The sequence below is a fragment of the Vibrio sp. genome (assembly GCF_047973365.1).
In the GTDB taxonomy this organism is placed as follows: Bacteria; Pseudomonadota; Gammaproteobacteria; order Enterobacterales; family Vibrionaceae; genus Vibrio.
Genome location: NZ_JBKEBW010000157.1, coordinates 17,822 through 37,833, shown reverse-complemented (window position 1 = coordinate 37,833; position 20,012 = coordinate 17,822). Strand labels below are relative to the sequence as shown.

18 protein-coding genes are annotated in these 20,012 nt (G+C 43.4%); 12 read left to right on the top strand and 6 right to left on the bottom strand.

Going from position 1 to position 20,012, the window contains the following annotated elements; all coding sequences use genetic code 11:
- Nucleotides 1-28: 28 nt before the first annotated feature.
- The 3 genes from ACK5MF_RS18390 to ACK5MF_RS18380 all read left to right on the top strand — a co-directional run bounded on the left by ACK5MF_RS18390 (nucleotide 29) and on the right by ACK5MF_RS18380 (nucleotide 1,620).
- On the top strand, nucleotides 29-154 hold the full coding sequence (locus ACK5MF_RS18390) for a hypothetical protein (RefSeq protein WP_416923977.1): 126 nt from the start codon (nucleotides 29-31) through the stop codon (nucleotides 152-154).
- Nucleotides 155-274: 120 nt separating this feature from the next.
- Nucleotides 275-961, top strand: a complete 687-nt coding sequence (gene ung, locus ACK5MF_RS18385) for a uracil-DNA glycosylase (protein WP_416923976.1) — start codon at nucleotides 275-277, stop codon at nucleotides 959-961.
- Nucleotides 962-1,068: 107 nt separating this feature from the next.
- Nucleotides 1,069-1,620, top strand: a complete 552-nt coding sequence (locus ACK5MF_RS18380) for a hemerythrin domain-containing protein (protein WP_416923975.1) — start codon at nucleotides 1,069-1,071, stop codon at nucleotides 1,618-1,620.
- Between the two features lie 47 nt (nucleotides 1,621-1,667).
- Here the strand turns inward: ACK5MF_RS18380 and ACK5MF_RS18375 are convergent, their stop codons facing one another.
- Nucleotides 1,668-1,856, bottom strand: a complete 189-nt coding sequence (locus ACK5MF_RS18375; protein ID WP_416923974.1) for a DUF3545 family protein — start codon at nucleotides 1,854-1,856, stop codon at nucleotides 1,668-1,670.
- 675 nt (nucleotides 1,857-2,531) lie between these two features.
- Between ACK5MF_RS18375 and ACK5MF_RS18370 the strand changes: the two genes are divergently transcribed.
- The 4 genes from ACK5MF_RS18370 to ACK5MF_RS18355 all read left to right on the top strand — a co-directional run bounded on the left by ACK5MF_RS18370 (nucleotide 2,532) and on the right by ACK5MF_RS18355 (nucleotide 5,843).
- Nucleotides 2,532-3,971 (top strand): alanine/glycine:cation symporter family protein, encoded by a 1,440-nt coding sequence (locus ACK5MF_RS18370; RefSeq protein WP_416923973.1) that lies wholly within the window; start codon nucleotides 2,532-2,534, stop codon nucleotides 3,969-3,971.
- 127 nt (nucleotides 3,972-4,098) lie between these two features.
- On the top strand, nucleotides 4,099-4,872 hold the full coding sequence (yaaA, locus tag ACK5MF_RS18365) for a peroxide stress protein YaaA (protein ID WP_416923972.1): 774 nt from the start codon (nucleotides 4,099-4,101) through the stop codon (nucleotides 4,870-4,872).
- A 19-nt stretch (nucleotides 4,873-4,891) separates the two neighbouring features.
- Nucleotides 4,892-5,065, top strand: a complete 174-nt coding sequence (locus tag ACK5MF_RS18360) for a DUF5363 family protein (protein WP_416923971.1) — start codon at nucleotides 4,892-4,894, stop codon at nucleotides 5,063-5,065.
- Complete coding sequence (locus tag ACK5MF_RS18355; protein WP_416923970.1) at nucleotides 5,022-5,843, top strand: TatD family hydrolase; 822 nt, start codon at nucleotides 5,022-5,024, stop codon at nucleotides 5,841-5,843. Before ACK5MF_RS18360 ends, ACK5MF_RS18355 begins: the two co-directional genes overlap by 44 nt.
- A gap of 52 nt (nucleotides 5,844-5,895) precedes the next feature.
- Here the strand turns inward: ACK5MF_RS18355 and ACK5MF_RS18350 are convergent, their stop codons facing one another.
- The 4 genes from ACK5MF_RS18350 to ACK5MF_RS18335 form a co-directional block, all read right to left on the bottom strand.
- On the bottom strand, nucleotides 5,896-6,861 hold the full coding sequence (locus ACK5MF_RS18350) for an ABC transporter permease (protein ID WP_416923969.1): 966 nt from the start codon (nucleotides 6,859-6,861) through the stop codon (nucleotides 5,896-5,898).
- A 2-nt stretch (nucleotides 6,862-6,863) separates the two neighbouring features.
- Nucleotides 6,864-7,976 carry an ABC transporter permease gene (locus ACK5MF_RS18345; protein WP_416923968.1) on the bottom strand — a complete coding sequence of 371 codons (1,113 nt, stop codon included), beginning with the start codon at nucleotides 7,974-7,976 and terminating at the stop codon, nucleotides 6,864-6,866.
- On the bottom strand, nucleotides 7,973-9,571 hold the full coding sequence (locus ACK5MF_RS18340; protein WP_416923967.1) for an ABC transporter ATP-binding protein: 1,599 nt from the start codon (nucleotides 9,569-9,571) through the stop codon (nucleotides 7,973-7,975). The genes ACK5MF_RS18345 and ACK5MF_RS18340 overlap by 4 nt, the downstream gene beginning before the upstream one ends.
- Nucleotides 9,572-9,689: 118 nt before the next feature.
- Nucleotides 9,690-10,685, bottom strand: a complete 996-nt coding sequence (locus tag ACK5MF_RS18335) for a BMP family lipoprotein (RefSeq protein ID WP_416923966.1) — start codon at nucleotides 10,683-10,685, stop codon at nucleotides 9,690-9,692.
- An 888-nt stretch (nucleotides 10,686-11,573) separates the two neighbouring features.
- Between ACK5MF_RS18335 and ACK5MF_RS18330 the strand changes: the two genes are divergently transcribed.
- From ACK5MF_RS18330 to deoD, 5 genes are all read left to right on the top strand, one after another.
- Nucleotides 11,574-12,848, top strand: a complete 1,275-nt coding sequence (locus ACK5MF_RS18330; protein WP_416923965.1) for a NupC/NupG family nucleoside CNT transporter — start codon at nucleotides 11,574-11,576, stop codon at nucleotides 12,846-12,848.
- 457 nt (nucleotides 12,849-13,305) lie between these two features.
- Nucleotides 13,306-14,085: a deoxyribose-phosphate aldolase gene (deoC, locus tag ACK5MF_RS18325; RefSeq protein WP_416923964.1), complete on the top strand. Its 780-nt coding sequence runs from the start codon at nucleotides 13,306-13,308 to the stop codon at nucleotides 14,083-14,085.
- A gap of 270 nt (nucleotides 14,086-14,355) precedes the next feature.
- Complete coding sequence (gene deoA, locus ACK5MF_RS18320) at nucleotides 14,356-15,699, top strand: thymidine phosphorylase (protein ID WP_416923963.1); 1,344 nt, start codon at nucleotides 14,356-14,358, stop codon at nucleotides 15,697-15,699.
- A 32-nt stretch (nucleotides 15,700-15,731) separates the two neighbouring features.
- Nucleotides 15,732-16,952 carry a phosphopentomutase gene (locus ACK5MF_RS18315; protein WP_416923962.1) on the top strand — a complete coding sequence of 407 codons (1,221 nt, stop codon included), beginning with the start codon at nucleotides 15,732-15,734 and terminating at the stop codon, nucleotides 16,950-16,952.
- A gap of 15 nt (nucleotides 16,953-16,967) precedes the next feature.
- Entirely contained in the window at nucleotides 16,968-17,693 is a 726-nt protein-coding gene (gene deoD, locus ACK5MF_RS18310) for a purine-nucleoside phosphorylase (RefSeq protein ID WP_416923961.1), read from the top strand.
- Nucleotides 17,694-17,769: 76 nt separating this feature from the next.
- On the opposite strand, the gene ACK5MF_RS18305 is transcribed toward deoD, so the two are convergent.
- Nucleotides 17,770-19,587: an aryl-sulfate sulfotransferase gene (locus ACK5MF_RS18305; RefSeq protein ID WP_416923960.1), complete on the bottom strand. Its 1,818-nt coding sequence runs from the start codon at nucleotides 19,585-19,587 to the stop codon at nucleotides 17,770-17,772.
- Nucleotides 19,588-20,012 lie beyond the last annotated feature (425 nt).

Genomic DNA, 20,012 nt, shown 5'->3' with positions numbered 1-20,012 from the left:
TGAAACGTTGTAAAGAAGGATGCCCAGTATGTTCTCTTCAGTTTGTGTTATCTCATCAAGCTCTGCCCGCCCTGTGGCTCGCATGCCCGTTCCTAACCGTCATGTCACAGGGCGAGGGCATCATCGCTCTCCGCAACCGAGCAAAGGACATTGATATTTAGCTTGTGACTGTCTGTTTAATCACTGGTTGTAGCATGCGAACTCGGTTATCTAGCTGCAACTTTGTAGCTATGGGTATAAAATAGCATCACTATATTTATACTCAGGAGCGGTTATGAGCCATTCTTTGACTTGGCATGATGTCATTGGCATAGAGAAAGAACAAGAATATTTCCAGCAAACACTCCAGTTTGTTGAGGCTGAACGTGCTGCTGGTAAAGTTATTTTCCCGCCGGCAAAAGATGTATTTAATGCTTTTCGTTTCACTGAATTCAACGATGTAAACGTGGTCATTTTGGGGCAAGATCCTTACCACGGGCCTAACCAAGCGCATGGCCTCTGTTTTTCAGTTCTTCCGGGAGTGAAAACACCGCCTTCTTTGGTCAACATGTATAAAGAGCTGTCTCAGGATATTGCAGGGTTCCAAATCCCCACTCACGGCTATTTGAAAAGCTGGGCAGAACAAGGTGTATTGCTGCTCAATACCGTTTTAACGGTAGAGCAGGGGAAGGCACATTCGCATGCCAAGACGGGGTGGGAAACATTTACTGACCGTGTGATTGATGCATTAAACCAGCATCGCCAAGGCGTGGTCTTCCTCCTTTGGGGATCTCATGCTCAGAAAAAAGGTCAGATGATCGATAGAAACAAGCATCATGTACTGATGGCTCCGCATCCATCGCCATTATCCGCTCATCGTGGATTTTTAGGCTGTCAGCATTTTTCGCAGACAAATCAGATACTCAAGCAATTAGGTAAAACACCAATCGATTGGCAACCAACTCTTGATTCGAATCAATGATGTGGTGAATGGTTGTTCGTGTTGCTGTTTTTTCGACCAAAATCAAAGCGTGTTAGGCAATCCTTATATAGACTTTGTTTTACCAGACTGTGTAAGGGAGACGCACAATGATGATTGAAAGAATCAGACGTGAACATGGATACATGACTCGACTGTTGGCTATTTTGCGTGGAAAGTTACAGCTTCTTAAAGATGAACAACCGATTAACTACAGCCTAGTTAAGGAGATTGTGGATTATCTTTCCCGCCATTCGGAAAGTATCCATCATCCTAAAGAAGATATTCTTTATCGCCATTACATGCAGCATTACGGTGAACATGAAGAAGTTTCGGATCTGGAAAAAGAGCATGTACTATTATCGGAAACAACGCATGAATTTTTGAACACGGTTGAGATGATCTTAAATGACGCCGTGGTTCCTCAAGATGTGTTTATTGCTCAACTGGAGCAATTTATCTCTTCTCAGCGACAACATCTGGAAATGGAAGAGCAATCCGTTTTGCCTTTGATCAATCGAACTTTTAGTGTGGCTGATTGGCAACAGGTCGAATCTCAATGGCACTGCAATGAAGATGATCCCGTCTTTGGTTCAACCATTGCAGAAAGATACGCTCAACTTGCTCGTCGAGTAAGACAAAGCGAAACAGAATGTAATTAGTCAAAACAGTCAAAATAATAGAGGCGCCCAGTGAAGGCGCCTCTATTTTATATTTTGAGGTCATCAAGCTCTAGACATACGTCCATTTCTAACAACTCTCGTTCCAACCGTTTTCGATCTCGTATTGCTTCTATCTCACGCCACATCCTTTTAGCTGGTTTCGCTCTACTACTCGCGTTTGAGCGAAGTTTCGCGATTTGCGCATCTAACAGTTCAGCGAAGTGCAAGTCATCCATAAAACAAGCCTCTTTTGGTTGTCTCCGTTCCTGGAGTTTTTTCTAAATATCATATTTTGATGGACAATAACTATGATTTATTTCTCATTTGTTTCATTAATATTAAATTTTTATGGATTACGCCTAACGAAATAAATCTTGCCAACACAGGGTTGGTCGTTATTTAACCGGTTGGTCGTGGTGTTTCTTATTTATTGATAATTAGTTGATGTTAACAAAATGTTGTTAATCGAGCTTGCAGAATGCTCTGATGGTTAAAAAATGCTCATTAAGTTTCCCACCGTTCTTCTATGAATAATTGGAAATCATATTATGCTGAGTCATACGATTTATAGGGCAGCAGTTACTTGGGGATAATTGCGAATGATCTGATATTGAATATGAGATTTTTGTTATTTTAAGTTGAATTAAATGTTGCTTTAATGTCTCCTTTGGTCGACTAAATCTTAGTGATGCAAGATAGAAGGCTACATAATAAGCAATAATGATTATATTGATTTCTTGCCCCCCTCGCTGCATCATTCTCGCCCATCGAATTGATACCTAAACTGATTGGGTATCCCCAATCTCCTGAATTACACATCATAATAAGAGCATTTTGCAGTCAGCGAACGCATAGCTAACGTGTTAACTTTTATATTCAGGTTTTAATATTTACTCTATTTAGAGGTTCTTGTGACAGACTTAATTAACCTAATGAACGACCTGCTTTGGGGTTCGATACTTGTGTATCTCCTCGTGGGTATCGGCATCTATTTCACCTTCCGTCTGGGCTTTATTCAATTTCGCCATTTCGGTCATATGTTTAGCGTGCTGAAGAATAGCCGTAAAGCTGATAATGCTGGTATTTCCTCTTTCCAAGCGCTTTGTACTAGCCTTGCTGCTCGTGTTGGAACGGGCAACATGGCAGGTGTTGCCGTTGCCTTAACCGTTGGAGGCCCTGGTGCCATCTTCTGGATGTGGATGACCGCAATGTTAGGTATGGCAACGTCATTTGCAGAAAGTACGCTCGCACAGCTTTATAAGTCGCGCGATAAAGATGGTAACTACCGAGGTGGTCCAGCTTACTACATGGAAAAAGGCTTAGGCATGCGTTGGATGGGGGTGCTTTTCTCTGTCTTCCTAATTATTGCCTTCGGCTTAGTGTTTAACGCTGTACAGGCTAACTCAATTTCAAATGCGATGAACAATGCATTTGGTTTTGATCCTATGATGGTTGGTATTGGTATTGTGGTGCTGACTGCGTTCGTTATTTTTGGTGGTATCCGTAAAATTGCCCGTACTGCTGAGCTTATCGTTCCATTTATGGCGATTGCCTATTTAGCGATTGCGATTGTGGTTGTGTTGATGAATATCGAGAAAGTACCTGCGGTATTCTCGCTAATTATTAAAAGCGCTTTTGGTTTTGAACAAGCCGCTGCTGGTGGGCTAGGTTATGCAATTGCTCAAGCGATGATTAACGGCGTGAAACGTGGTTTGTTCTCCAACGAAGCGGGTATGGGCTCTGCGCCTAACGCTGCGGCTTCAGCAACGCCATATCCTCCTCATCCTGCGTCTCAAGGTTATGTGCAAATGTTGGGCGTATTTGTCGATACCATTGTTATCTGTTCAGCGACGATGGCGATTATCCTTGTTTCTGGTGAGTACGTTCCTCACGGTGAAATTACCGGTATTGAGCTGACCCAACGCGCATTGAGTTCCCAAGTTGGCGATTGGGGTGGCATCTTCATTGCGATGGCGATTTTCTTCTTCGCGTTTACTTCAATCATTGCCAACTATTCATATGCCGAAACCAATTTAGTTTTCCTTGAGCACAACAACAAGAAAGGCTTAGTGGTATTTCGTCTGATTTTCTTAAGCATGGTGATGTTTGGCGCGTTAGCAACTTTGCCTACTGTTTGGGCGATGGCGGACGTGTCAATGGGCTTGATGGCAATTGTTAACTTGATTGCGATTCTGCTTCTGTCTGGAACCGTAATTAAACTTGCGAAAGACTACAACCGTCAGCTAGACGCGGGTAAAGTACCGACTTTCAATGCCAATGATTACCCAGAACTAAAAACTCAACTAGAAGATGGAATCTGGGATCAATCGAAGTCGAATAAAGTAAACTAAGTACACTAATAGATAGTACCAATGTTATAGATTGGAAAAGCCATGCAGACACTGTATGGCTTTTTTTGTAAGCTATGGGTATAGGTAATAAAAAGCCAGCTCAACAGAATTTATAAAAGGAAACCTTATGCTTGTCGTGGTCTCTCCAGCAAAAACATTGGATTATGAATCGCCATTGCCGACAACTCGTTTTACTCAACCTGAGTTGACGTCACATTCAGCACAACTGATCAAAACATGCCGTACGCTCACACCGGCTGATATTGCCGACTTAATGAAAGTCAGCGACAAAATTGCAGGCTTGAACGTAGCGCGTTTTGAGCAGTGGAGAGAAACCTTCACGCCTGATAATTCTCGCCCGGCGATTTTTGCATTTAAAGGGGATGTCTACACAGGTTTAGCCGCGGAAACGTTGTCGGAAGATGATTTAGATTACGCACAAACACACCTGCGCATGTTGTCTGGTCTATACGGTTTGCTCAAGCCTCTCGATCTTATGCAGCCCTACCGTCTTGAAATGGGGACTAAGCTGGGTAATGAACGTGGCAGCAATCTTTATCAGTTCTGGGGCAACATCATTACCGATAAGCTCAATGAAGCGATTAAAGCACAACAAGACAACGTGCTGATCAATCTGGCTTCGAATGAATACTTTAAAGCCGTTAAACCGAAAGCTTTAGATGCCCAAGTGATCACTCCTGTGTTTAAAGACTGCAAAAATGGCCAATATAAAGTGATCAGCTTCTTTGCAAAAAAAGCGCGCGGTATGATGGCGCGCTATATTATTGAAAACCGCATCGAATCAGTGAAGCAATTGCAAGCTTTTGACTCTGCTGGCTACTATTTCTGTGCCGCAGAATCGACAGCAACAGAATTAGTATTCAAGCGCGAAGAACAATAAGCCTATAGATGAGGTGGTTATGCTAACTTGGTTTAAAAAATGGCTGGCACGTTATGATGATTGGTGCCAAAACATGGGGTTAACACCGGATCAAAAACGTTGCTGCGTTCCTTATCGTAAAGATCCAATTCACGATAAAGAACCGACTGATGACAAAGCCCCTGCTCATGCTAATGACAGCGAAAAATCATAAGCTGCGGCTGTTTGACACTCATTGTCACTTTGATTTTGATGAGTTTGCCGCATCGTTTCCGGAGCAAATGTCCGCCGCAACGCATGCTCAGGTAGATAAAATCCTTATTCCATCGGTTGGTGTTTTCAATTGGCTGCGAGTGAAAAATCTCGCAGCACAATACCCAGCGATTCTTCGATACGCTCTCGGTTTTCATCCTTATTTTCTTGAACACTTTGCCGATGGACAGTTGCAGCAGTTAGAAGTTGAATTAACACAGCGAGAAAGTGCTTGTGTTGCCGTTGGCGAATGTGGATTAGACGCTATGGTTGAGGCCAATGCCTCGCTGCAAGAGCGTGTTTTCATCGCTCAACTCGCCATGGCACAACACGCCCGTCTTCCCGTCATTGTGCATAGCCGTAAAACACACAATCGACTGCTGCAATTAATTAAACAACATCGCTTTACTCAAGGTGGTGTATTGCATGCTTTTTCCGGTAGTGAGCAGCAAGCCAGACAGTTTATCGAGCTTGGATTTAAAATCGGTGTAGGCGGAGTGATTACTTACCCACGAGCTAATAAAACTCGACAAGCTATCCGTCAATTACCGATCGAGTCTCTGGTTTTAGAAACCGATGCGCCGGATATGCCTTTATGTGGCAGACAAGGAGAGGTAAACCATCCCCAATATCTCATTGATGTGTTAGACGAGTTGGCTCTATTGAGAAATGAAGATCAAGAGCTACTGGCATCGCAGCTTTGGGCAAACAGTATTGAGCTGTTTCGGATTAAGGAATAGCAAAGGGGAGCGAAATTCGCTCCCCTTTGTGTTAAGTAAAAAGATAAAATCGTTACTCGCGCTCTTTGGTGTATGGAACACCAATTGCTTTTGGCGCAACTGCTTTGCCAATAAATCCAGCCAGTAGAAATACCGTCAAGATATAAGGTAGCGCCTCGATGGCTTGAACCGGAATAGGGAAGTCACCAACGCTCACGCCTTGCAGACGAATAGCTAACGCATCAAGGAAGCCAAACAGCAAACATGCACCCATCGCTGTGAACGGACGCCATTTACCAAAAATAAGCGCGGCCAGTGCCATATAGCCTTTACCTGCGCTCATGTTCGGAATGAACTGCGCTGTTTGACCAACAGAAAGATAAACACCGGCCAAACCGACTAGCAATCCACAAAGCACCATCGCGCTGTAACGCATGCCTGCCACTGAGATACCGGCAGTATCGACAGCGGCTGGCGCATCACCTACCGCTCTTAAACGTAAGCCAAAACGAGTTTTAAACAATACATACCAAGAGAGTGGAACCGCAGCTAAAGTCACATACTCGATGATAGAGTGACCACTGATTAACTCAGAATAAAGCAGACCAATCACAGGCGTATCCTGAAGCGCATCGGCACCCGGTAAAGATATAGGCGCAAAGCGAGCATCACCAGAAAGCGCTGGCGTTTGACCGCCTTGATTGAACCAGTAACGTCCAAGAGTTACGGTTAAACCTGTCGCCAGAATATTGATTGCCATACCGCTGACCACCTGATCACCACGGTGTGTAATCGAAGCGAAGCCATGCAGTAGCGCAAGCAGAATAGACACTAATACGCCAGCACAAACACCTAACCAAGCAGAGCCTGTGATGTAAGCGGTTGCTGCACCTGAAAAAGCGGCTGCCAGAAGTTTACCTTCCAGAGCGATGTTTACTACGCCGGAACGTTCACTAAACATACCAGCAAGGGCGGCAAGAATCAGTGGCGTCGCAACACGAATGGTGGCATCAGCCATTAAAATGATGGTTTCAAACATGATTACGCAACTCCATGTTCTTGTTTGCCAAATAAGCGCAGATATATGCGTTCAATTGAAGGTTTGAACATGTACTCAAGCGCACCAGAGAAAAGGATGACCAGACCTTGCAGTACCACAACGATGTTACGGTCAACGCCATAGTCGAAACTCAATTCCGCCCCACCTTGATACAAGAAGCCAAACAGCAAACTTGCCAGAACAACACCTACCGGATGGTTTCGCCCCATCAGAGCTACCGCGATACCAGTGAAACCGAAGCCTTCGACGAAGTTCAGTTTGATCTGATGAAGTTCACCTTGCAGTACGTTAATACCAAAGAAACCCGCCAACATGCCTGAGAGCAGCATAGTGATGACGACTATTTTGAGATAGTTGATACCCGCATAAGACGCTGCTGACGCATTTGCACCGATAGAGCGAATTTCATAGCCCCAACGTGAGTGCCAAATAAATAGCCAGACAAACACACAGCAAATTAACGCAAAAATGAAACTGATGTTGAGTGGGCTTGGCGCAAGATGGATACCAAACATCGCGAAAAATTCATGCATTTTCGGTAGCCAACTACCTTGGGCAAACACGCGGCTTTCCGTTGCCATTGTTGTTTCTGGCTTGAGAATGTCGACCAATAGATATGCCATCAATGAAGCGGCAATAAAGTTAAACATGATAGTGGTGATAACGATATGCGAGCCACGTTTCGCCTGCAAATAAGCAGGAATGAATGCCCAAGCCGCGCCAAAAGCACCGCCAACGATAACTGCTACGGGAAATACCACATACCAAGGTGCATATTCGCCGAGGGTTAAACAGATTATTCCAACGCCAAGACCACCAATGTACGACTGACCTTCCACACCGATGTTGAACAGACCTGCATGGTAAGCCACCGCCACCGCTAAACCGGTGAAGATAAAGCCGGTGGTGTAGTAAAGGGTATAACCGATACCTTCCGCATAACCAAAAGCGCCTGTCCACATGACCTTGATAGCATCTAATGGGTTGATATCAATATAAATAAACAATAAAGCTGAAACTAAAAATGCGATCAATACGTTGATCGCCGGTAACAGCGCAATGGTTACCCAAGCGGGCACTTTTGCCTGACTCATGCCGTCTCTCCTTGGGCAAGGCTCTCTTTTATATGGTCTGGAACGATATTCGCCATCATAAGGCCTAATGTTTTTTCATCCGCTTGATGCGCTTGCAGTTCACCTACGATTGCGCCATCAAACACAACCAAGATACGATCGGCAAGGCTTAAGATTTCGTCTAATTCTACGGAAACTAACAACACAGCTTTGCCTGCATCGCGGCTGGCAATGATTTGCTGGTGGATGTATTCAATCGCACCGATGTCGACACCACGAGTGGGTTGACCGATCAAAAGCACATCCGGGTTCTCTTCCATCTCGCGGGCAATCACCAATTTTTGCTGGTTACCGCCTGAGAAGTTGGCGGTTTTTAGATGGATATCATTCGGGCGAACGTCCCATTTATCCATGCTCTCTTGGCATATTCTCGAGATTGCCACTTTATCTTGCAGTAAGCCTTTGTTGTATTTTGCCAGGTTGTGATAACCCAAGATGTACGCTTCTTGAGCTTCAAATTTGTTGATTAAGCCTTGTTTGTGGCGATCTTCTGGAATATGACCGACACCCATGGCTCGAACCTGCTGAGGATCCGCCGGTTTATCGACAGAAATGGTATGTCCGTTTAGTTCAAAGCTACCTGAGGTTGGCTTTAAGATCCCAGACAGCAAAGATAAGATCTCGGATTGGCCGTTACCCGATACACCAGCAATCCCGACCAGCTCACCTGCACGGACCGAAAAGCTAATATCTTTAACACGTTGAACGCCGCTATGGTCTACGTAACTAAGATGGTTTACCTTAAGTAGTTCTTTCGCCGGATTTGCTGGTGATTTATCGACTTTTAAGCGAACTTTGCGCCCCACCATGAGTTCGGTAAGTTCTTCACGACTGGTCTGTGAAGTTTTGACATCGGCAACCATCTCGCCTTGGCGCATCACTGAAATGTTATCGGTAATAGCCAGTACTTCACGCAGTTTGTGGGTGATGATGATGACTGTGGTGCCTTGGCTACGTAGTTTGTCCAGAATAGCGAACAAGTGATCCGCTTCTTGAGGTGTTAACACGCCTGTAGGTTCATCAAGAATAAGCAGTTTCGCATCGCGGTAGAGCGCTTTAAGGATCTCGACTCGCTGCTGTAAACCAACGGGTAGATCACCCACCAATTTATCGAGTGGAACATCTAAACCGTAGTCTTTTTCAATTTGGTGCAGTTTCTTTCTTGCCGCTTTTAAGCTGTCTTCTAGTTTCCAGCCAGATTCAGCGCCGAGAACGACGTTTTCAAGAACCGTGAAGGTATCAACCAGCATAAAGTGTTGGTGAACCATGCCGATTCCCGCAGCAATGGCTTGCTGAGAATTACTAGGGCTGTATGGTTTGCCATCGACAAACATCTCGCCTGAATTTGGGTGATAAAAACCGTATATGATGCTCATCAAGGTAGATTTACCAGCGCCATTTTCACCGATAATGCCGTGAATGGTACCTGCTGGAACTTTTAAATCGATAGCTTTATTCGCGTGAACGGCACCAAAGCGTTTATCGATTTTTTTAAGCTCGATGGCATAGTTTTGAGATTGCGTCACGTAAAAACTTCCTGAACTAATTAAGGCCATATTCAAGTGGATGCGCTTAAAAAGAACACCCAAATAAAATCATACGCCGCTGAGTGAGCAGCGGCGTATAACATTTCCAAACGGAATGTATTGTTTTAACTAAGCGCAGAGAGCTAAATTAGTACTCACACTTGTTGTCGGACATGTAGTCGTGGATCTTGATTTTGCCTGCTATGATGTCTGCTTTTAGAGTATCCATGTAAGCTTTCATTTCGTCAGTGATCAGAGCCTTGTTGTTATCATCGTATGCCCAGTCAACAGCATTCTCCTGAAGGCCCAGAGCTTTGATACCTGGTTGCCAAGTACCGTTCATCTCTTCTTTCCAACTTTCAACTGAAGCTGCACCGACCAGTTTAACCATTGACGTTAACATAGTGCCAGGTTGTAGATGGTTTTGGTTTGAGTCCACGCCGATAGCAAATTTACCTGCATCTTTCGCTGCTTGGTAAACACCTAGACCTGTGCCACCCGCTGCCGCGTAAACTACGTCAACACCTTTAGAGAATTGAGATTTAGCCAGTTCAGAGCCTTTTGCCGGGTCAGCAAACGCGGCTGGCGTTGAACCTGTCATGTTTTGTAGCACAGTGATGTTTGGGTTGGTGTATTTAGCACCTTGCTCGTAACCGCATTCGAATTTACGGATTAGAGGAATATCCATACCGCCAACGAAGCCAACTACACCCGATTTAGACGCTTTTGCTGCAAGTGCACCCACAAGGAATGAACCTTCATGCTCTTTAAATACGATGGATTGTACGTTTGGTTTGTCAACCACTGAATCAAGGATGGTAAAGTGAATATTTGGGAACTCTGTTGCTACTTTTTCTACGGCTGATGCCATATTAAAGCCTACCGCAACAATTGGGCTAAACCCGCGGCTGGCAAGACGACGAAGACCTTGTTCACGTTGAGCCTCGTTTTGAGGTTCAAATTCGCGAACTTCAGTGCCTTCTGCAGCCATCACTTTTACACCGTTTTGATAGACAGCTTCATTGAACGACTTATCGAATTTACCCGCTGTATCATAAATTACCGCTGGTTTCGCCTCTGCTAAAACGTGAAATGAAGAGACCGCTAAAGCAAGTGCTGAGAGTTTTATAATAGATTTTTTCACTGTTATATACCTATTCTGTTTATATCATTTTTTGTTTATATCGTTATGACTGCAATACCACTGTACCAGACGAGAGACTGCTGACCTTTAACAAAAGTTCAACAAACCCAAAAATAAAATATCAATAGTTTGAATGAATTATCGGCGAGCAAATTTGATCGCGTATAAGTTTATCGTTTGCGCTGTAAAAAAAAGTCGAATCTCTCACGTCAAATCACATTTTTTTGTAAATAAAAGAAAGTAATAAGTAATTAGTCGCAAATGTATATCTATTTGTTAATTACAAACGATTGAGAGAAATTGAGCTCACCATAACTGTGATTTTGGTCACCAAAATAGTGCAAGCAATAATATTTCTTACTCTATTCGGCTTTGAATTCGCTATTGAGTGGTCACTAAGCAAGTGGCAAGCCAACTTATTGCTCTGAAGTATGACTATGCACGGTATTTAATTTGTATCGGTTGGTTTGGGGATTTTTATCGTGTTTGTCGTAGAGTTGAATGAAATATGTAACGTTTGAGTGTGATGGGACACTCATGTTTGTGTTTAAGGTTAAATTGAAATTAATGGCTAATTTGGTGGTTAAATGACGCAAAATTGAGTCTAAAGTTTAGCAACTTGCTTTGTTCTTTGATGAGCAAACGGTTGCAGCATTTTGTTGTTATTGAACTACAATTTGTTGGCGAGATGTTGCTATTACGCTATTGGATAAGTCCATTTGAGGGTTTATTGTGATTTAGTTCTTGTTTTTAAGTGTAATATATTACTATTGCCTAAAAATGCGTGATGAACGTATTACTTTTTACCGTGGGAGATGCGTATAATCGCACCCCGAAAACAACCCAATGTTTAACACGCCAAATTAAACTATAAGGAAGCCATAAACTATGAGTACGTTTATGAGCCTAGTCGGTATGATCGTTCTACTTGCAATCGCAGTACTACTGTCAAATAACCGCAAAGCTATTAATTTAAGAACTGTGGGTGGCGCATTTGCTATCCAATTTGCACTAGGTGCATTTGTACTGTATGTCCCATGGGGCCGCGATTTACTTGCTGGTTTCTCTAATGGGGTATCTAACGTTATTAACTACGGTAATGACGGTGCTTCTTTCTTATTCGGTGGTCTTGTTTCTGACAAGATGTTCGAAGTGTTCGGTGGCGGCGGCTTCATCTTCGCTTTCCGTGTTCTTCCAACACTAATTTTCTTCTCATCACTCATTTCGGTTCTTTACTACCTAGGCATTATGCAATGGGTAATTAAAATTCTTGGTGGTGGTCTACAGAAAGCTCTAGGCACATCTCGCGCAGAATCTATGTCTGCAGCAGCTAACATTTTCGTTGGTCAAACTGAGGCACCACTTGTTGTTCGCCCATTTGTTCCAAAAATGACTCAATCTGAGCTGTTTGCGGTAATGTGTGGTGGTCTGGCTTCTGTTGCTGGTGGTGTTCTTGCAGGTTATGCATCGATGGGTGTGCCACTAGAGTACCTAGTCGCAGCATCTTTCATGGCGGCACCTGGCGGTCTGCTGTTCGCTAAGATCCTATTCCCTGAAGTTGATCAACCACAAGAGAACATTGAAGATGCGCTTGAAGGTGGCGACGACAAACCAGCTAACGTTATCGACGCAGCCGCGGGCGGTGCAGCAGCAGGTCTACAACTTGCTCTAAACGTTGGTGCAATGCTAATCGCATTCATCGGTTTGATTGCTCTAATCAACGGTATCCTAGGTGGCCTGGGTGGTTGGCTTGGTATGCCTGAGCTAACTCTAGAGTTACTGCTTGGCTGGCTATTTTCTCCTCTGGCATTTGTTATCGGTGTGCCATGGGAAGAAGCAACGATTGCTGGTTCATTTATCGGTCAGAAGACGGTTGTCAACGAATTCGTAGCTTACCTAAACTTCGTACCATACGTAGGTGACAACGCTCAAGTTGTTGCTGCGACTGGTCAAATAATGTCCGAGAAGACTCAAGCAATCATCTCATTCGCTCTATGTGGCTTCGCGAACCTATCTTCTATCGCGATTCTACTCGGTGGTCTTGGTGGCCTTGCTCCTTCTCGCCGTCACGACATCGCTCGTATGGGTATCAAAGCTGTGATTGCGGGTACGCTATCTAACTTGATGGCTGCAACCATTGCTGGCTTCTTTATCTCGTTCTAATTTGATTTAGAGTACGATATATAGACGCCGTTTAATCTCACCCCGTAGCAAGAACATTGCTGCGGGGTGTTTTTGCTTTTCAGGACATAACAAAGCGTGATTTTTGTAATGGATTGCATTGAAAAGCCTTGTGTTTCAGGGATGTCAGAATATGACCATTTTTGAGATACAAACCGTTTGCTCTTCGAATGGGACTACAGTTTTGTGATAAATATCTATACTGTATTCACTTGCCGAAGGAAGTAAGCGAAAACTGAAACTGAAAGACACCGCAATCACAGATTGTTGTGCCATAGACCCAAATGGGTACTGTGCGGTGACAAGGATAGCAATTGGTGAACGTTAAACCGTCACCGAGTCTTCAAGGAACCAAGTCCGTTCATTTGTGACTATCAAAATAGACGTATGACAGTCGCCTTGGTAGTGAACTAATTGAATATATTGATCGGAGTTAGAAATGAGCGATTTAAAAGCAGCAGCACTACGTGCACTTAAACTGATGGACTTAACAACACTGAATGATGATGACACGGATGCGAAAGTAATCCAGCTTTGTCACGATGCAAAAAGCCCAGTAGGCAATACTGCTGCAATCTGTATTTACCCTCGCTTTATTCCTATTGCTAAGAAGACCCTTCGTGAGCAAGGCACCCCAGAGGTTCGCATTGCTACAGTCACGAACTTTCCACACGGTAATGACGATGTGGAAATTGCAGTCGCTGAAACGAAAGCAGCAGTAGCATACGGCGCTGACGAAGTAGACGTCGTTTTCCCTTACCGTGCTCTCATCGCTGGTAACGAGAAAGTGGGTTTTGAGCTAGTTAAGCAATGTAAACAAGCGTGTGGTTCAACTGTTCTGCTTAAAGTGATCATCGAAACGGGTGAACTAAAACAAGAAGCCCTCATCAAGAAAGCGTCACAAATCTCTATCGAAGCGGGTGCAGACTTCATCAAAACCTCAACCGGTAAAGTGCCTGTGAACGCAACACCGGAATACGCTCGTATGATGTTAGAAGTGATCCGTGACATGAACGTGGCTGAAACGGTAGGTTTTAAACCTGCCGGTGGTGTGCGCACCGCTGAAGATGCTCGTGATTATCTGGCGATGGCTGACGAAATCTTAGGTGATAAGTGGGTGGACAGCCGTCACTACCGTTTCGGTGCGTCAAGCCTGCTAACCAATCTACTAAATACATTAGAAGTAACAAACGAGAAAGCGGATCCAGCGGCTTACTAATCGTTCTGTTTTACAAGATGGCGCATAGCACCATCTGAGTTTGCTGACAAAATCGGTGTTCGATTTATACTCGTCATCCCGGAAAATACGCAGTATTTATACGGGATCTTGCTCTTGTGCATGATGTTGGGATTTAGATTCCTGACTTCGAAGGAATGACGATATTGGGTTTGTCATCAGCCTGAGATGGCGCACAGCGCCATCTTCATTTCTAAATAGCAAAAAACCATAGCTACCCATCCAATGTTTTCGGGGGCTAGGGAGGCACTAATGTATTTACCTCAAACTTTCTTACCACAAGAAATAATCAGAAGAAAACGTGACGGTGAAATCCTGACCACAGAAGAGATCAACTTCTTCATCCAAGGTGTGGCGAATAACACGGTTTCTGAGGGACAAATTGCCGCTTTCGCAATGGCGGTATTCTTTCGTGAAATGACCATGCCAGAGCGTATCGCACTCACTTGTGCCATGCGCGATTCAGGCATGGTTATCGATTGGAGCCATATGAACTTTGATGGCCCGATTGTTGATAAACACTCGACAGGGGGGGTGGGTGACGTAACTTCACTGATGCTAGGCGCTATGGTTGCGGCTTGCGGTGGTTATGTTCCTATGATCTCTGGTCGTGGATTAGGCCACACTGGCGGTACTCTTGATAAATTAGAGTCTATCCCTGGCTATAACATCACTCCAACGAATGACGTGTTTGGTCAAGTGACTAAGCAAGCCGGTGTGGCGATCATCGGTCAGACGGGTGATTTAGCACCAGCAGATAAACGCGTGTACGCAACACGTGATATCACAGCAACCGTTGATAATATCTCGCTGATCACTGCTTCTATTCTTTCGAAGAAATTAGCCGCAGGTCTTGAATCATTAGTAATGGACGTAAAAGTAGGCTCTGGCGCATTTATGCCAACTTATGAAGCGTCAGAAGAGCTAGCAAAATCTATCGTTGCGGTTGCCAATGGTGCTGGCACCAAAACAACGGCAATTTTAACCGATATGAACCAAGTATTGGCTTCTTCTGCGGGTAACGCTGTTGAAGTACGTGAAGCGGTTCGTTTCCTAACGGGTGAATACCGTAACCCTCGTCTACTTGAAGTGACTATGGCTTGTTGTGCTGAAATGTTGGTGCTGGGAAAACTTGCCAAAGACAGCGTTGAAGCTCGTCAAAAACTGCAAGCAGTATTAGACAACGGCCAAGCAGCAGAGCGCTTTGGTAAGATGGTAGCAGGGCTTGGCGGCCCAGCAGACTTCGTTGAAAACTACGAAAACTACTTAGATAAAGCTCAAATCATCAAACCTGTTTACGCAGCGCAATCGGGTGTGGTATCGGCTATGGATACTCGTGCGATTGGTATGGCTGTGGTTGGTATGGGCGGTGGTCGTCGTGTAGCAACAGATACTATCGATTACGCAGTTGGCTTTGATAACTTCATTCGCCTTGGTGAAGTTGCAGATAGCAACAAACCGTTAGCGTTCATTCACGCTCGTAGTGAAGAGCAGTGGCAAGAAGCGGCAAACGCACTACAAAATGCGATTAAAGTCGGTGGTGAATACGTCCCAACTCCTGATGTTTACCGTCAGATCCGTGCAGAAGATGTGTAGTTCGTTCAGGAAAGATTGGTGAGGAAAGAGTTATGAAAAGAGCATTTATTTTAGTTTTAGATTCATTCGGTATCGGCGAAACCGCGGATGCTAAAGATTTTGGTGACGTTGGTGCAGATACACTCGGTCACATTGCAGATCAATGTGCACAAGGTTTAGCAGATAACGCTGATCGTAAAGGTCCACTAACATTGCCAAACCTGTCTAAGCTTGGTCTTGCAATGGCGCACAAAGAGTCTACTGGTCGTTTTGCTCCGGGATTGGATGATAAAGTAGGCATCATTGGTGCTTATGGCCATGCGGCTGAACTGTCTTCTGGTAAAGATACTCCGTCTGGTCACTGGGAAATTGCGGGTGTTCCTGTGCTGTTTGAATGGGGTTATTTCACTGACAAACAAAACAGTTTCCCTAAAGAGCTGACTGATCGCATTCTTGCTCGCGCAGGTCTGGATGATTTCTTAGGTAACTGTCACGCTTCTGGTACGCAGGTTCTGGATGATCTGGGTGAAGAACATATGAAGACTGGCAAGCCTATCTTCTATACTTCTGCTGACTCAGTATTCCAGATCGCCTGTCACGAAGAGACTTTTGGTTTAGATCGCTTACTTGAGCTTTGCCAAATTGCCCGTGAAGAACTGGCGGATTACAACATTGGTCGTGTGATTGCGCGTCCATTCGTTGGTGCTGGTAAAGGTCAATTTGCGCGTACGGGTAACCGCCGCGACCTTTCTGTTGAGCCACCTTCAGCAACAGTGCTGCAAAAGCTGGTTGAAGAGAAGCAGGGCAATGTAGTGTCTATCGGTAAGATCGCAGACATCTACGCAAACTGCGGTATCACTAAGAAAGTGAAAGCAACGGGTATTCCTGCGCTGTTTGAAGCAACACTAGAGCAGATTCAACAAGCGGGTGATGACACTATCGTCTTCACTAACTTTGTTGATTTTGACTCAGCTTACGGTCACCGTCGTGATGTAGCAGGTTATGCCGCAGCACTAGAATATTTCGATAAGCGTCTGCCTGAAGTTCTAGAATTAATGCAAGAAGATGATGTACTGATCCTGACGGCTGATCATGGTTGTGACCCAACATGGCAAGGTACTGACCATACTCGTGAACACATCCTAGTGATTGTTTACGGTAAGAAGGTGGCTCCGGGTTCATTAGGTCGTCGCGAAACATTCGCTGATATCGGTCAAAGCCTAGCAAGCTACTTTGGTATTTCACCAATGGATTACGGTAAAAACTTTTTGTAATTAAGGAATAAGATAATGGCTACTCCTCATATTAATGCTGAAATGGGTGCATTCGCAGACGTTGTACTGATGCCGGGTGATCCACTACGTGCGAAATACATCGCTGAAACTTTCCTAGAAGACGTGGTTCAAGTGTGTGACGTACGTAATATGTACGGTTTCACAGGTACTTACAAAGGCCGTAAGATCTCTGTTATGGGCCACGGTATGGGTATCCCATCATGTTCTATTTACGTAACTGAGCTAATCAAAGATTACGGCGTGAAGAAAGTGATTCGCGTTGGCAGCTGTGGTGCTGTTAACGAAGGTATCAAAGTGCGCGACGTGGTTATCGGCATGGGTGCATGTACCGATTCTAAAGTGAATCGTATCCGCTTTAAAGATCACGACTTTGCTGCAATTGCCGACTACAAAATGGTAAAAGCGGCAGAAGAAGCAGCAAAAGCCCGTGGCATCGACGTTAAAGTCGGTAACCTTTTCTCTGCTGAACTGTTCTACACGCCAGATCCATCTATGTTCGACGTCATGGACAAATACGGTATTGTTGGTGTGGAAATGGAAGCGGCGGGTATCTACGGTGTTGCTGCTGAATACGGTGCAAAAGCGCTGGCTATCTGTACTGTATCTGACCACATCAAAACAGGCGAAGCGACCACATCTGAAGAGCGTCAAACCACGTTCAACGACATGATGCTTATTGCATTAGATTCAGTATTGATTGGTGATCAAGAAGGTTACTAAGCTGTACATAAAAATCCGAATGTATTCAATACATTCGGATTTTTGATACACTTTCCTTGAAACTCGTTGATGAAGCTTATTCGCTTACGGATGCCTTCAATGTTGCTGTGGCATTAACATAGAGTGGCCATTTATAAGCTCTGAAACCTGATACGTCCATTCGATAATATGGACCAAGTTGTTCATAAGTTTTTGTAAAGCCCGATTTAAATTCAAGCTCTAACAATAGTTCATTGTTAGATGGATCAATTTCTTGAATAAATGGTTGTCCATTTGCGGTACCATCTTCAACACCGATAAGATCGCTGTAACCAGGAGATGATGTTAAGATATTACCACTATTATCTACCACAACAGAGCCAAAATTGATAAGTACATTGTTATTAGAAAGTGGGACTACTGAACCGACATAAGAAGTATATCCTCTATTGCCAACTTCCTCATTTCCATATTCCCAAATTTTTTCGACGGTTTTATTGCTCTGATTAACTCTAAATTGAACCACTCTAGACCAATTTTCTGTCGGAAGTAAACTCAAGGATTCAGTATATGAACGGTAATTACCATTATCAAATACATAAAACTCAAATATATTTTCATCGGTAGTACTAACTTCAACAACACTGTGTTGACCCCAAGTCCAAAACTCTTTATCTGCTAATTCAGCATCAACCGAATTATTCAGGTCATATAGAGATTCGCCTTGAGAGTTTACTGGTTCTAAAAGATAAGGGATAAATTCTTCAGACCAATTATCATGAGGGGAAAAAATAAATTTTTTACTACCGTCAGTTTTATTAATCCCTGCGATCATGTTTTGCTCTCGGCTAGAGAAAACTATAGAGCTACCATATCCATAATCACTAACATACGCTTGATTTATATGTAACCAATCATATGCAAGGGCAAACTCTTCCGTTGGTTGTGGTGTTCTTAATGGATCAAACTCGTCGATCATATCGTAATATGCAGATTCTTGACCTGTACTTAAATCAATAATGGATATTCCATCTTCTACTGTTTGAGGAGAGCCAGAACCATCTCGCCCCTCAGTCCATTCTGATGGAACAATAACTTGATTATTAGGTAAGTATTTAATACTGTGATGAATTTTATTATCCAATTTATATATAGCATGAACTCTTCCAACAATATCGAATTCATACATATCTAGAAAATTATTTGTGGCATCTTCAGTTGCAAGAAAATGCCCATTAGGTAAACGCTCATAGTTGTATGAAGGGATTGCTGTTGTGGTGTACCACCGGATCTTTCCATTATTGTCAAATGCAATGTTATTACGATTCCAATGAGTAACAAAGTACAAACCATCAGCGAGTCTTGATGTTTCTGTTGTTTTATATTTTAAGTTAGGAATAATGAAACCTTCACTCACAATTTCGGAATCTGAATCAGGAAGGGTAGGCGACTCTATATTTAGGCTATATGAAGGCAATCCTGGAGATTCTAATGTAATTTCATTGATAGTTTCAGGGACAAGTCCTGATATGGGTATTAAGTGAGATCCAGATTCAGTAAACGCTACTGTTTTAGAAATGATGATGCTGTTACTATCATTATATTCTTTAACGTTAATTGTTAAACCGTTTGATAATAGATCATCATCCACATAGATTCCAACATACGCACTAGATGGAGCTGTTGAATAAGGGTTAACAATAATTGAAGGGTTATTGATATCATTATCCAAAGTTATAAAACTAAGAAGCTCCTCGTAAATAATCTGATGTTCCAATACAAGTGCATTATTTTCATCGATACCTTGATTAATTGGAGGTCGAGAATCAGGGTTAGCTCTCGGTAGTTCTGAGGCTATAACTGGATAGTTACACATTACAGCTATCAGTGTAACGAGTTTTATTGATTTAATCATAGTAAACTCCATTATTAATAACAAACTGATTGCACATTAACCTTATGCTACTATTTTAATATTGCTCTGAACTAACATCACAAATTCTTTTGATAACATATAATTTTTCGTCGTTAAGAAATTTTCCTCTTTTCCGTCAGTACATTAGTTGCTTAAAGCAATAGCGCTAAAACATACATTAAGAGCTTATTCGATCAATTTATCGCTTTTACCTAAATCTTCTCAGCAAGCAGAGCAATAGCATTGTAAATAAATACCGCTACTTATTGCTCTAGATGGATTCCCCCCCCCTAGTCTTCATGCCAACCCCCATAATTTTTGCTCATCCCACCAACAAAAAATGTCACCCTAAGTGAAATTCTCATTTTTGCGGATTTTTTTGTGAACCGGATAGAATTTAACCAAGGTAAAAACCGATTTAATCC

What these genes read in the sequence shown, in the direction of transcription:
- ACK5MF_RS18390 (WP_416923977.1), top strand. Translation starts at nt 29, where the DNA reads ATGTTCTCTTCAGTTTGTGTTATCTCATCAAGCTCTGCCCGCCCTGTG.
- ung (WP_416923976.1), top strand. Translation starts at nt 275, where the DNA reads ATGAGCCATTCTTTGACTTGGCATGATGTCATTGGCATAGAGAAAGAA.
- ACK5MF_RS18380 (WP_416923975.1), top strand. Translation starts at nt 1,069, where the DNA reads ATGATGATTGAAAGAATCAGACGTGAACATGGATACATGACTCGACTG.
- ACK5MF_RS18375 (WP_416923974.1), bottom strand. Translation starts at nt 1,856, where the DNA reads ATGGATGACTTGCACTTCGCTGAACTGTTAGATGCGCAAATCGCGAAA.
- yaaA (WP_416923972.1), top strand. Translation starts at nt 4,099, where the DNA reads ATGCTTGTCGTGGTCTCTCCAGCAAAAACATTGGATTATGAATCGCCA.
- ACK5MF_RS18360 (WP_416923971.1), top strand. Translation starts at nt 4,892, where the DNA reads ATGCTAACTTGGTTTAAAAAATGGCTGGCACGTTATGATGATTGGTGC.
- ACK5MF_RS18355 (WP_416923970.1), top strand. Translation starts at nt 5,022, where the DNA reads ATGACAAAGCCCCTGCTCATGCTAATGACAGCGAAAAATCATAAGCTG.
- ACK5MF_RS18350 (WP_416923969.1), bottom strand. Translation starts at nt 6,861, where the DNA reads ATGTTTGAAACCATCATTTTAATGGCTGATGCCACCATTCGTGTTGCG.
- ACK5MF_RS18345 (WP_416923968.1), bottom strand. Translation starts at nt 7,976, where the DNA reads ATGAGTCAGGCAAAAGTGCCCGCTTGGGTAACCATTGCGCTGTTACCG.
- ACK5MF_RS18340 (WP_416923967.1), bottom strand. Translation starts at nt 9,571, where the DNA reads ATGGCCTTAATTAGTTCAGGAAGTTTTTACGTGACGCAATCTCAAAAC.
- ACK5MF_RS18330 (WP_416923965.1), top strand. Translation starts at nt 11,574, where the DNA reads ATGAGTACGTTTATGAGCCTAGTCGGTATGATCGTTCTACTTGCAATC.
- deoC (WP_416923964.1), top strand. Translation starts at nt 13,306, where the DNA reads ATGAGCGATTTAAAAGCAGCAGCACTACGTGCACTTAAACTGATGGAC.
- deoA (WP_416923963.1), top strand. Translation starts at nt 14,356, where the DNA reads ATGTATTTACCTCAAACTTTCTTACCACAAGAAATAATCAGAAGAAAA.
- ACK5MF_RS18315 (WP_416923962.1), top strand. Translation starts at nt 15,732, where the DNA reads ATGAAAAGAGCATTTATTTTAGTTTTAGATTCATTCGGTATCGGCGAA.
- deoD (WP_416923961.1), top strand. Translation starts at nt 16,968, where the DNA reads ATGGCTACTCCTCATATTAATGCTGAAATGGGTGCATTCGCAGACGTT.
- ACK5MF_RS18305 (WP_416923960.1), bottom strand. Translation starts at nt 19,587, where the DNA reads ATGATTAAATCAATAAAACTCGTTACACTGATAGCTGTAATGTGTAAC.